Origin of the sequence: Paenibacillus sp. NEAU-GSW1 (genome assembly GCF_009737085.1) — a bacterium.
Lineage (GTDB): Bacteria > Bacillota > Bacilli > Paenibacillales > Paenibacillaceae > Pristimantibacillus.
Genome location: NZ_WOVL01000002.1, coordinates 25,357 through 37,378 on the forward strand (window position 1 = coordinate 25,357; position 12,022 = coordinate 37,378).

Consider the following 12,022-nt stretch of genomic DNA (forward strand, 5'->3'; position numbering starts at 1 on the left):
CTCTTGCGCCGGTCCGCACTTCGGCGGCAGCGGCGCAAGAGGCGCTGTGCATTATTTTTAGCCGGAATCGCTGACAAGCGTTCCGTCTCTTTCCTCTACTTCAATAAATACGGCGCGTTCCAGCGGCTGCTGATTCGGCGCATGCATCGTCAGCATAAGCTTGCCTTCAAACGTTCGAAACAGCATACCGTGCCCGCCGTCCTGAGGGAACAGCGTCTCCGCGTCCTGCGTCCACGGGCGGCCCTCATCGTCGATATGAAGCGTCCCGTCGAGGCATTCCCAATGTTCCGGCGTAACCGGCTTGTCCGTGACCCGGCTCGAAAGGCCCGAGCGGACTGTCCGCCGCAAGCACCTGCGTACCTCTGCACGCTTCCTCTGATTGTCTTCTTTGACGAGAATAAACGGGTCTCGGATGCGGATGTCGGCGCGGTTCCTGTTACAGCCCTTTCGCGCTGCGGTAAGCTTCCATATAAGCGCTCGCTTTTTTCTCGATCAATGAGAAATCGCCCGTTTTAACCGCATCCTTGGTCAAATCGGAGCCTATGCCTACTGCAATCGCACCTGCTTTAATCCAGTCCTTCAGGTTATCAAGCGAGACACCGCCTGTAGGCATAATGTTTGCTTGCGGCAAAGGCCCTTTGATCGCGGAAATAATGCTTGGCGAATACAGATTGCCAGGGAACAGCTTCACGATGTCGGCGCCAAGCTCAAGCGAGCTTTGAATTTCGTGGATCGTCATCGTTCCCGGCATTACAGGAATCGCATAGCGGTTGCAAAGCTTAATCGTATCGGCATTGAACGCGGGAGCCACTACGAACTCCGAGCCTGCCAGAATCGCTGCCCGCGCCGTTTCCGGATCAAGCACGGTGCCAACGCCGATAATAGCGAAATTGTCGGCATCCGGCGATACCGAGCTGGAATATTCCTTCGACAGCTGCTCGATCGCGCGAAGCGCAAAAGGAACAGTCATCGTAATCTCTATCGCTTTAATGCCGCCCTTAATGGCGCGGCGCGCCATCTCTGTCACTTCCTCCGGCGAATCGGCCCGGAGCACGGCAACAACGCCGGCTTCCGCCAGCTGCTGAAGTACTCTAATCTTTTTCACTACGTAAATCCCCCTTATAGTTCGATTTCACGGTGTGCATTTGTTCGAAAAGGTATGATCTTTACCGTTTTATTATATTCGTTTACAGCGTTTTCAGCAATGCGCCTCTGTTTATAAATTTTTACGAAAATATGCGCAAAAATGGGGATTCATCTAGTCCGCGATTGACCCGACTCGGATAAATTAATAGAAACAGATACTGCGGAGGAGGTAATCGGCGGATGATTGCTCCTGACCGAGGGAGTCGCAGCGGGAACCATTTCATATGGCTAAAAGATCCAAGCGTTTTAAATCAGCTCTTAGATCATATTTATCGGGGAAATCAAGTAAAGCGGAGACGCGTGAAGCGAAAAAAATGCAGTCCTCCGCTCATCAAAAAGAAACGTCAACGGCGCAAAAACTGCAAACGGCCAAAAAAATGCTTCATTATAAGGAAGATAATAAAAATCAAACCGGGACAGCCGGGCTTCCGAGGCCCCGCTGGAATCGACGGCATGCGAGGCGCGCCAGGCCCCGAGGGCGCCGCAGGAACGCCGGGCTTGCCCGGACCTGCCGGTATTGACGGCGCGCCTGGCGCACCTGGCGTGCCGGGCGTTGCCGGGGCGCAAGGCGCTGCTGGTCCGGCGGGCGCGCCAGGCGAGCCGGGTTCCGCGGGAGCGGCGGGCGCGCAAGGACCGGCTGGACCGGCCGGACCGCAGGGCGTTGCCGGACCGGCGGGCGCGCAAGGACCGCAAGGCATTCAAGGCGTGCAAGGACCGGCCGGACCTCCGGGGCCATCGGGCGATTTTGCCGAACTGATCGCACTGCTTAAAGGTTATATGGATTCCGAAACCTTGCTGGATATAATGACTCCGGGACAGCCAACCGGCTTTGCCGGCACCGTGTCAAACGTCCAGACGACGTTAGCTGCCTTCAAGACTAGCGCAGGCACGACGATGACCATTCCGCTCGCCTTTATTACAAATATTGAGGAGATAGGCCAGTAAGGAGGTTGACGGTATGGCCACTACACTCTCAGGCGATTTAATTCCGCTAATCGGCTCCGAAGTAACGGTTGTCACGAACGCATTCGGCCAACTGGCAGTCATCGGGCAGCTCGTGCGCGTCGGCAACGACTATATTCTTGTCTCGTTCGAGGACTCGGGATTTACGTATGAAATCCGCATTTTTTACGCCAATATTGTTTACGTCCACGCTAACCCGCCGTAAACAGATAGCGATGAAGAAATAACGCTGCGTGACAGCGCTATTTCTTTATTTAGCCATTCTTGCGACCGAATAACGCTGCGCGACAGCGTTATTTTCAGAAAATCATCTATTTATGGCCGTCCTGGCAATTTTAACGCTGTTCCACAGCGTTATTCCTTCCATTTCCCGACTAAGAAACCGAATAACGCTGTGCGGCAGCGTTATTCGGTTTCTTCTTCACAACAAAAGCGATCCCAAGTCATTCGAAATGACTCGGGATCGCTTTTCCTAATTAAGCAGATTTCGCTTTGCTCCGCGCATGCCGATATTGGATCCAGCGGTAACGGATGAAGCAGCCGATACAAAATCCGGCTAGCATCACGCTCATCGCCAGAACAGGCATGATCGTAAAAATGTAGTACGCTGCGCTCCAGCCGGCAATTCCGCTAATTAAGGCTGCGGCCAGCATCGACGCGTTAAGCGTCAGATTGAACCGCAGCTGCGCTTTTTCCTCCGACACGTAGGAGGAAGGCGGTTTATGAAAGAAACGTTTCGCCAACACGATCAGCGGATTCCAGCCGACCGCCGCACCGAGTCCGTTATACAGAACAGGGACCGTCAAAATCCAAGCCTGCTGAGTAACCCAGCTCAGCACGACAAAAGCCAATGTAACCCAAGTATTAAAGCGGACGAGCGGCATCGGCACAGATGGCACTGCCGTTTCGTTCTGAACCATACGTATCACTCCTTGGCTGAAGTAAGAGAATCAAGCACCTTAGCATGATTATACAACATTTCCAATGAGAATAGTATGCTTTTATTTTTACTTATATTTTCTAGTGCTTATTTTATACAACGCCTTGAGCGATCATCGCATCAGCGACACGTTTGAAGCCCGCGATGTTGGCGCCTACGACCAGATTGCCCGCATAGCCGAATTCCTCCGCCGCTTTCACGCTGTTGTTATAGATGTTTTTCATAATGCCGTGAAGCTTCGCATCTACCTCTTCGAACGTCCACGACAGACGCATGCTGTTTTGCGACATTTCCAGCGAGGATACGGCAACGCCGCCTGCATTGGCTGCTTTCGCCGGTCCGAACAGCACGCCATTGTTCAGGAATACTTCGATTGCTTCCAGCGTCGAAGGCATATTCGCCCCTTCGCCAATCGCTTTCACTCCGCTTTCAACGAGCAACGCCGCGTCTTTCTCATCGATTTCATTCTGCGTCGCGCAAGGCAGCGCGATGTCGCATGGCACCGACCAAATGCCGCCGCAGCCTTCCACATATTTCGCGTTCGGATGCTCTTTTACATACTCGCTGATTCTTTTGCGCTCAACTTCCTTGAGACGTTTAACCGTATCCAGCTTAATGCCCTCTTCGTCCACAATGTAGCCGTTCGAGTCGCTGCAAGCCACGACATGCGCGCCCAGCTGCTGCGCCTTCTCGATCGCATAGATCGATACGTTGCCGGAGCCGGAAACCACAACCTTGCTGCCGTTAAAGCTAAGCCCTTTGGAGGCCAGCATTTCTTGCACGAAATAAACGCAGCCGTATCCAGTCGCTTCTTTACGAGTCAAGCTTCCGCCGTAGACGATGCCTTTGCCCGTTAGCACGCCGGCTTCATAACCGCCGCGAATCCGTTTGTATTGTCCGAACATATAGCCAATCTCGCGAGCGCCAACGCCAATATCCCCTGCCGGCACGTCCGTATCCGGGCCGATGTATTTATACAGCTCAGTCATAAAGCTTTGCGTAAAACGCATAATTTCGTTGTCCGATTTCCCCTTCGGATCGAAGTCGGAGCCGCCTTTGCCGCCGCCGATCGGTTGACCGGTCAAGCTGTTCTTGAAAATTTGCTCAAAGCCGAGAAACTTGATAATGCTCGCATCAACGGACGGATGGAAACGCAATCCGCCTTTGTACGGACCGAGAGCGCTGTTAAACTGCACGCGGTAGCCTCGGTTCACTTGCACTTTGCCATTATCGTCCACCCAAGGGACACGGAAGGAAACGACGCGTTCCGGCTCGGTAATTCTCTCCAGAATGCCAGCTTCCATCAATTGCGGCTGCTGCTCAAAAACAGGAATAAGGGAATCCAAAATTTCCTTCACCGCTTGCAAAAATTCCGGCTCATGATGGTTGCGTTTGGATACCGTTTCATACACCGCTTGCACATATTGTTTTGCTGCCGTCGAATGCTTCTCTGCAATTGTAATCGACATTATTTTCTCCACTCCTTGACATCAGGACCTTTGAGGGGAGCTCAAAGTCACTCATTTTTTTACAAAAACACAGTTTGCACTATTTGATTTTTCTTTGCACTGATCTGCATTAAATCGTAAAACAACAAAAGCGATTTGCGCCAATTAATTTATTTTTTTACTATGATTAAAACATTCTATCTCTCTAAATGTTCGGTTTTAGACTACAATGAACGGTTATGTTCTTATCTATTTCTTTATAAATTTAAACTTTTTAAGAAATGGATGAAACTGCTTTAAATGAACGCCAAATCAGCCCCTCCCCCTCTGGCGAATGGCAAAAAGACCGTCCCATAAGCTGCCCAAGGACAACTTTGAAACGGTCTGTTTGATACGATAAATGAAAATAAATTACAGCAATTCGCGGCGCAATTGCTCTGCAGATTTCGGCGACAAGTAGCCGATCGGCAGGTCGAAAATCGTCTTTGCGCCGGTGCCGCCTTCTTCTCTAATCCGGTAGCCTGCGCGCGCGCATGCAACAAGAACGCTTGCCGTAAACTCTGGATTGCTTTCCAGCTTCAGGCCGAACTCGATAATTTGCTTCGTGCTCTCGCCGGTAATGCCGCTGCGAATTACAAATCCGCCGTGCGGCATGCCTTGATGCTCGGCTTTCAACTGCTCTTCTGTAATGAAATTGACAGTCGTGTCATAGTCTGCGAAATAGTTTTCCATCGTGACGATAGCTTCGCGAATTTGCTCCAAGTCCGCGCCTTCTTCGGCAACGACATAGCAATCTCTCAAATGCTTCTCGCGTGTAGCAAGCTCAGGCGTTTCGCCCGAACGGATGCTGTCGATGACGGATTGTACCGGCACCGTATATTGAACGCCAGCTTTTACGCCGGGAACGCGGCGAATAGCGTCGGAGTGGCCTTGGCTGACCCCTTTGCCCCAGAACGTATAGTCTTTGCCTTCCGGGAGGATCGCTTCCGCAAGCAAGCGGTTAAGCGAGAACAAGCCTGGGTCCCAGCCCGTCGAAATGACGCTGAGCGTGCCCGCCTGTTTGGCAACTTTGTTAACCGACTCGTAAAACTCCGGAATTTTCGCATGCGTATCGAAGCTGTCAACTGTATTGAACATGCTTGCCAGTGCCGGCGTTTGTTCCGGAAGATCCGTAGCCGATCCTCCGCAAAGGATCATAACGTCGATTATGCCTTTATATTGCTCTGCAGCGGAAATGTGCTCAAAACGAGCGCCGCTTGCGCTTTGAAGACCTTCCGGCTGTCTGCGTGTAAAGATAGCTTCAAGCTCCATATCCGGATTTTGAGCGATCGCTTTCTCTACGCCTCTGCCCAAATTGCCGTATCCTACTATGCCAATTTTAATTGTTTTACTCACGCGATGTTCCTCCTAACATCAGGACTTTGAACGGAGTTCAAAGTCACTCCTTAGCTTATTGGTGTGAGACTATCCTGGTTGCAACCTCTTCTTAGTATAAAGATATTACACAGGATGTAAACTATTGATTTTATTTTTACCCGTTTTCACGCTTCAAATCAACGGGAAAATGAGGATCGACTGTATTACAATGCCGTTTTTCAAGCCTTCCTATCCATGTTGTAAACGATTGCCCCGCCAGTGTGGTAAAATAACGGAGAGTCATATTTCCGGGGGTACAACGATGGACTATATCATATTGGATATTGAATTTAACGGCAGAAAATTCGCCAGCGAGCTGCCGATGGAAGTTATCGAAATCGGAGCCGTCAGGCTTGATTCGAATTTGAAGCATACGGATGAATTTTCCGCGCTGATCAAGCCGGTTTACTTTGCCAAGCTCAACAGTTTTATTAAAAAAAAGACCGGCATTCCGCAGGAGGACATCGATCGCGCGCACGGCTTTGTTAAGGTCATTAAAGAGTTTACCGCATGGCTGAACCGAAGCGATGCGTTCATGCTCATTACTTGGGGCGGAGAAGATATGAAGCGGATCGTCTACGATACCCGAATGCACAAGCTCGATGACAGCTATTGGCTGTCTGCTCCTTACTTCGACTTGCTCAAAGGCTATCTCCGGTACAAAAACGTCACCAACGACGTGAGCGTAGAAGCCGCCTTGCTCGATCTGGAAATTACAGCGGAAGGCACGGCGCATCGCGCATTGGATGACGCGCGCATGACAGCCGAAGTGTTCCGGGCCGTCTTCAATTCGCTCGATTTCGAACGCGCCCAGTATTACAAGGATACATACACAAACGCCAAGGAAAGGCGTCTGGTGAAGAACGCAGTCCGTTCGATGGCATCGCAAAAGGCAGCCCCTACTTGGGAGCTTCTGAACGAAAAATATTTGAAAGATAAAATCGAGCTGACCGACTTGCGTAAAATTGTCGAGCTTCGCGAAATTTTTGAAGCCGAACTGTTGAAAGCCCCGCAAAAAACACAGCAAAAGACGGCTGGCAGCGCAGACTCCGCTACCGTTACGTAAATTCCGGGCGCAAAAAAACCCCGATTCATTGAATCGAGGCCGAGTAATCTACTACTTTGTTATAAGACAGGCTGCCGCCAAAAATATCGAGCGCGCTGCCGACTGTAATATCCAGCTTGCCGTCCGACAATCGGCGGAACAGCTCCAAGTCTTCCATAGAACGGGCGCCGCCGGCGTAAGTCGTCGGGATTGCGACCCAATCGGCAAGCTGCTTCACCAAGCTCTCCAATATACCTGTCCGCTTCCCTTCCACATCGACAGCGTGAATCAGAAACTCGCTGCAATAGGACTCCAGCTCCCGCAAATTCGCTTCATTGACGACAAGACTGCTGAAGGTGCGCCATTGGTTGGTTACGACATGCCATTGCCCGTCACGCTGCTTGCAGCTCAGGTCAATGACCAGCCTGTCCTTTCCGACCTCCGCGACAATCCGCCGAAGGCTGTCCCAGTCCAGCTCTCCGTCGCGGAAAATCGATGACGTGACGATGACATGCGACGCGCCTTGCTCCAAATAAAATGCAGCATTGTCGGCTTTAATGCCGCCGCCGATCTGCAAGCCTCCCGGATAAGCCCGAAGCGCGGACAACGCCGCTTCCTCATTGCCGCCGCCCAGCATAATAACATGTCCGCCAGTTAGCTGATCCCGCTGAAACATTTCCGCATAATAAGCGGAATCATGCTCCGAAACGAAATTTTCCACGACCTGCTGCGGATTGGCGTCGAGCGTTTCCCCGACAATTTGCTTGACCTTGCCGTTATGCAAGTCAATGCATGGCCTGAACTTCATTCGATCTCCTCTTTCTGTACACATTCTGCTCCTATTGTAACAGAATTCGCTGCGAATATTACCATTTGCTATTCCTTTTCACCGTATAGTAGTATTACATGCGAAGTTAACTTTCATCTGGAGCGTAGATCATCTTGGAATCCGCACATCATCTGCAGCGAAATACCAAACTTATCGGCACGCACGAGCTGCTTTTCATTATCGGCATTATCGGCATTTCATTTTCTTCTATATTCGTCCGCTGGTCTGAGGCTGACGTTGCCGTTATCGCTATGTACCGCCTTTACTTAACCAATCTCCTTCTGCTTCCGTTCGTTTGGAAGCAGCGTGAGCATATGTTTCACTTCAGCGCTAAACAATGGAGTCTGCTCGCACTGTCAGGCGTCATGCTTGCGCTCCACTTTCTGCTTTGGATGGCAAGTCTGCGGCTGACGACAGTCGCCAGCTCCACCGTCATTCTCACGCTCGAGCCCGTGTTCGTTATGGTTGGCTCTTACGTGCTGTTCCGCACCAAAGCGAACCGCATGATGCTGCTCGGCATGGGCATCGCGCTGGCCGGCTCTGTTGTTATCGGCTCCAGCGATTTCGCTCTTTCGAGAGAAGCGCTGTTCGGCGATTTTCTGTCTCTTCTCGGCGCGGCGGCTGTTGCGGCCCACATGCTGATCGGCAAGGAGCTGCGCAAAGAAGTGAGCGCCTTCGCCTACAACTTTTGGGTGTTCTTGATGGCCGCTTCCTCGCTGGCAGTCTATAATCTTGCTGCCGGAAATGCTTTTGGAGGCTATAGCAATAAGGAATGGGGCATTTTTCTGCTGCTGGCAATCGTTCCGACACTATTCGGCCATTACTTGTTCAACTGGCTGCTGCAGTATATGAAAGCGGCAGCCGTCTCCATGTCGGTGCTTGGCGAGCCGGTTATCGCCTCGCTTCTAGCCTGGATGCTGCTCGAAGAGCCTTTGAACGGCTATCAACTGGGCGCCGGAATGTTCATCTTGCTTGGCGTATGGATCTTCATCCGTTACGGCAAAGAGACGAAAGTATCCCCGAGCAAAACGAACGCTTAAAAGCCTTCTGCTTCAAAAAAGCTGCTTCGTAAGCAGTAAACGATCAAAAACGAAAAACAGCGTTGCAGGGATAGTTCTCTGCAACGCTGTTTTTATGAGAATCACTTCTTTAATTTACTAATGCGAGCCGTTTCCCCAGCGAGCGAACCCCCTTTTAGGACGGCGCTTCTCTTTGGCGCCGGTTGCGGCCGCTTATTCGTCGTTCTGATTGCGGAAATAGGCGAGTGCCGTATGCATTTTATCGATATAGACCGGATCGTCATTCGTGCACATAAAGCTGACATTGCCGCTGCCATGATGCGCAATGCCGGCTCTAGTGAGCAAGGCTGACAGTCTTCTGACCGTGCCCGCGTTGCCGTCGACAATTTGAATATGAGGCGGAAGCATCTCGCGCAGTATATGGCGATAAAAAGGATAATGCGTGCAGCCGAGCACGATGATACCGTAATCGTCCAAATTATAGCCGGACAGCTTGTCGCGGAAATATTCGCTAATGACCTGCTTGTCGAACTGCAGCTCTTCGCAATATTTAACGAGCTCCGGGAGCGGCAGCGAATCGACGATGCCTCCCTCATCCACTCGCGAAACTAGCGCGTAATATTTCGGAAGGCTCAGTGTGAGCTGGGTCGCGAACACGAGCACTCTTTTGCCCGTTGCCCGATTCATCTCGACTGCCGGTTTAACCGCCGGCTCCATGCCGACGATAGGGAGCGAGTACATTTCTCTCAGCTCATTGACCGCTATGCTCGTTGCCGTGTTGCAGGCTACAACCAGCGCATCGATGCCCTCGGCCATCATTCGGCTGACAGCGTCCATAATGTAGCCCTTAACCTCATCTTTATCCTTCGGCCCGTAAGGGACGTGGAGCGTGTCCGCCATATACAAATAATTCTGAGCGGGGAGCCGCTGGAGCGCTTCGGCCATAACCGAAAGGCCGCCAATCCCCGAGTCGAAAAAACCGATCGTCATTTTGTCATCGATTCCTAACGTATGTAGTCGAAAGCTTATTCAAGCATATTATGAATACGCCTCTTCGGCAAGACCTGACTGTCTCCAATTGCATGCCAAAATATGAGCATCCGAGACTAGTTCGCGCAGACTTATCCGATCGTCTCGAACGCCTCGACTTCAGCCATCGTCGGCATTCCGTCCTGCGCCCCGAATTTGGTCACAGCAAGCCCCGATACTTTGGCCGCAAAGCCGACAGCCTCATGCAGCTCGCGTCCGGAAGCAAGCGAAAAAGCGAGCCCCGCGTTGAATGCGTCACCTGCCCCAACCGTATCGACAACCGGAACGGAATAGGCTTTCATCATTTCCAGTGCGCCGCCAGCCTGCTTCAATACAGCGCCGTCGCTTCCGAGCGTCGTAACGACCGACTTCGGGCCAAGCTCCATAAGCCTGTCGATCGCTTCCTCCAGCCGCCCTTCCGTTGCTTTCAATCCCGTCAGCAGCTCCAGCTCTGAGCGATTCGGCGTGATGACGTCAACGCAATCAAGCAGCGCCTGCGGCAGCTTTTGCGCCGGGGCCGGGTTCAGAACGACGAGCTTTTGATGTTTTTTGGCCAACTGCGCCGCCTCTGCAACCGCATCAAGCGGAACCTCCAATTGCAGCAGCACAATATCGGCCTCGGCAATAACCGATTCAAAGGATTGAACGCTCTCTGGAGAAACTTTGCCGTTTGCCCCCGGCACAACGACAATCATATTGTCCTCCGGCGACAGCATAATAGAGGCAATGCCGGTCGCTTCCCCGTCCATTACGGCGATATGACCGTTGTCGACTCCGTTACGTGACATCGACTCCAGCAATTGCTTCCCGAACGCATCCCCGCCTACCGCGCCGGCCATCGTCGTCTTCGCGCCGAGGCGAGCGGCAGCAACCGCTTGGTTTGCCCCTTTGCCGCCGGGAATAAAGTGCGCTTCCCTTCCGGTCAGCGTCTCGCCCGCTACGGGAAACCGCGATATACTGACGACGATATCCATATTCAAGCTTCCGATTACAGCGATATGAGGTGTTTTCATGACGGCCTCTCCTTTGGCAATGTTAATCTAGCTTCATCGTACGAAGGGAGCCAACCTTTGTCAAACGGCGCAGGCTGAAGGCGCATGATCTGACCGCAGTTGCCTTGCGGCTATGCTATGGTACACTAATAGCATCATCATACTAGAATGCGTTAGGAGACTCGTTTCGAATGAAGCTAATTTCGTGGAACGTCAACGGCTTAAGAGCCTGTGTAAATAAAGGATTTATAGACTACTTCAACGAGGCAGACGCAGACATTTTCTGCGTGCAGGAAACCAAGCTCCAGGAAGGCCAAATTTGTCTTGAAATCGGCGAGGAGTACGAGCAATTCTGGAACTATGCGGAGAAAAAAGGCTACTCCGGCACCGCCGTTTTTACGAGAATCAAGCCGTTGTCGGTACGCTACGGCCTTGAAGAGGATTACGAGCCCGAAGGCCGCGTCATCACGCTCGAATTCGAAAGCTTTTACCTCGTGACAGTCTATACGCCGAACGCCCGCCGCGACTTGTCGCGCTTGGAGCTTAGACTGGAATGGGAAGAACGGTTCCGCGCCTATCTGCTTGAGCTCGACGCCCGGAAGCCTGTTGTCGTGTGCGGCGATCTGAATGTCGCTCATCAAGAAATCGACCTTAAACACCCGAAGCCGAATCTGGGCAACTCCGGCTTCACGCTGGAGGAGCGCGGCAAAATGACGCAGCTTCTTGAGGCCGGGTTCACCGACACGTTCCGGCATTTGAACCCGGAGCTGATCGACGCCTACACCTGGTGGTCGTACATGCCAAAAGTTCGCGAACGGAATGTCGGCTGGCGCATCGACTACTTCCTCGTCTCCGATCGGCTGCAGCCGTCTATCGCAGATGCAGGCATCGAGCCGCATATTACCGGCAGCGACCACTGTCCGGTAACGCTGACGCTAACGGTTTAAATGAATAGTTAAGCCATAAATGGCCTTACACGGCACGACGCAGCAGTTTGCGTTGCCTGTAAGGCCGTTTTCGGCCTTACAGCGGCTCAAGTTACCTCCAACTTCACTCCTTACGCGTCTGTTAGACTAATTTCAGCCTTACACGCTCGGCGCAGCAGTTTGCGTTGCCTGTAAGGCCGTTTCCGGCCTTACAGCGGCTCAAGTTACCTCCAACTTCACTCCTTACGCGTCTGTTAGACTAATTTCAG

General features: G+C 52.1%; 13 protein-coding genes. 5 read left to right on the top strand and 8 right to left on the bottom strand.

The annotated features are described in order from the left end of the window. Window positions 1-57: 57 nt before the first annotated feature. A complete protein-coding gene (locus GOM71_RS01235; RefSeq protein WP_156277625.1) occupies window positions 58-348 on the bottom strand; it encodes a glycoside hydrolase family protein in 291 nt (96 codons plus the stop codon). 88 nt (window positions 349-436) lie between these two features. Then, the gene (locus GOM71_RS01240) at window positions 437-1,105 is read right to left on the bottom strand and encodes a bifunctional 2-keto-4-hydroxyglutarate aldolase/2-keto-3-deoxy-6-phosphogluconate aldolase (RefSeq protein WP_367649418.1); all 669 of its coding nucleotides are present in this window, start codon (window positions 1,103-1,105) and stop codon (window positions 437-439) included. 494 nt (window positions 1,106-1,599) lie between these two features. On the opposite strand from GOM71_RS01240, the gene GOM71_RS24035 reads away from it, so the two are divergent. Together GOM71_RS24035 and GOM71_RS01250 are read left to right on the top strand one after the other, a co-directional pair. Further along, the gene (locus GOM71_RS24035; RefSeq protein ID WP_216651686.1) at window positions 1,600-2,091 is read left to right on the top strand and encodes a hypothetical protein; all 492 of its coding nucleotides are present in this window, start codon (window positions 1,600-1,602) and stop codon (window positions 2,089-2,091) included. A 13-nt stretch (window positions 2,092-2,104) separates the two neighbouring features. After that, a complete protein-coding gene (locus tag GOM71_RS01250) occupies window positions 2,105-2,314 on the top strand; it encodes a hypothetical protein (protein WP_156277629.1) in 210 nt (69 codons plus the stop codon). 271 nt (window positions 2,315-2,585) lie between these two features. Here GOM71_RS01250 and GOM71_RS01255 read toward each other — a convergent pair whose 3' ends face one another. The 3 genes from GOM71_RS01255 to GOM71_RS01265 all read right to left on the bottom strand — a co-directional run bounded on the left by GOM71_RS01255 (window position 2,586) and on the right by GOM71_RS01265 (window position 5,892). Then, window positions 2,586-3,029 (bottom strand): DUF4395 domain-containing protein, encoded by a 444-nt coding sequence (locus GOM71_RS01255; RefSeq protein ID WP_156277631.1) that lies wholly within the window; start codon window positions 3,027-3,029, stop codon window positions 2,586-2,588. 112 nt (window positions 3,030-3,141) lie between these two features. After that, window positions 3,142-4,518 (bottom strand): NADP-specific glutamate dehydrogenase, encoded by a 1,377-nt coding sequence (gdhA, locus tag GOM71_RS01260; protein WP_156277633.1) that lies wholly within the window; start codon window positions 4,516-4,518, stop codon window positions 3,142-3,144. A 390-nt stretch (window positions 4,519-4,908) separates the two neighbouring features. Next, window positions 4,909-5,892 carry a diaminopimelate dehydrogenase gene (locus tag GOM71_RS01265; RefSeq protein ID WP_367649419.1) on the bottom strand — a complete coding sequence of 328 codons (984 nt, stop codon included), beginning with the start codon at window positions 5,890-5,892 and terminating at the stop codon, window positions 4,909-4,911. Window positions 5,893-6,175: 283 nt separating this feature from the next. On the opposite strand from GOM71_RS01265, the gene GOM71_RS01270 reads away from it, so the two are divergent. Then, window positions 6,176-6,979, top strand: coding sequence for a 3'-5' exonuclease (locus GOM71_RS01270; protein ID WP_156277635.1), 804 nt, complete (start codon window positions 6,176-6,178; stop codon window positions 6,977-6,979). Between the two features lie 25 nt (window positions 6,980-7,004). On the opposite strand, the gene hisA is transcribed toward GOM71_RS01270, so the two are convergent. After that, a complete protein-coding gene (gene hisA, locus GOM71_RS01275; RefSeq protein WP_156277637.1) occupies window positions 7,005-7,766 on the bottom strand; it encodes a phosphoribosylformimino-5-aminoimidazole carboxamide ribotide isomerase in 762 nt (253 codons plus the stop codon). A gap of 134 nt (window positions 7,767-7,900) precedes the next feature. Here hisA and GOM71_RS01280 point away from each other — a divergent pair, with 134 nt between their 5' ends. After that, window positions 7,901-8,827 carry a DMT family transporter gene (locus GOM71_RS01280; protein WP_253944628.1) on the top strand — a complete coding sequence of 309 codons (927 nt, stop codon included), beginning with the start codon at window positions 7,901-7,903 and terminating at the stop codon, window positions 8,825-8,827. A 192-nt stretch (window positions 8,828-9,019) separates the two neighbouring features. On the opposite strand, the gene murI is transcribed toward GOM71_RS01280, so the two are convergent. Together murI and rbsK are read right to left on the bottom strand one after the other, a co-directional pair. Continuing rightward, entirely contained in the window at window positions 9,020-9,796 is a 777-nt protein-coding gene (gene murI, locus GOM71_RS01285) for a glutamate racemase (protein WP_156277639.1), read from the bottom strand. A 131-nt stretch (window positions 9,797-9,927) separates the two neighbouring features. Further along, entirely contained in the window at window positions 9,928-10,848 is a 921-nt protein-coding gene (rbsK, locus tag GOM71_RS01290; protein WP_156277641.1) for a ribokinase, read from the bottom strand. A gap of 170 nt (window positions 10,849-11,018) precedes the next feature. Between rbsK and GOM71_RS01295 the strand changes: the two genes are divergently transcribed. Next, entirely contained in the window at window positions 11,019-11,774 is a 756-nt protein-coding gene (locus tag GOM71_RS01295; RefSeq protein ID WP_156277643.1) for an exodeoxyribonuclease III, read from the top strand. The last annotated feature ends 248 nt before the right edge of the window (window positions 11,775-12,022 follow it).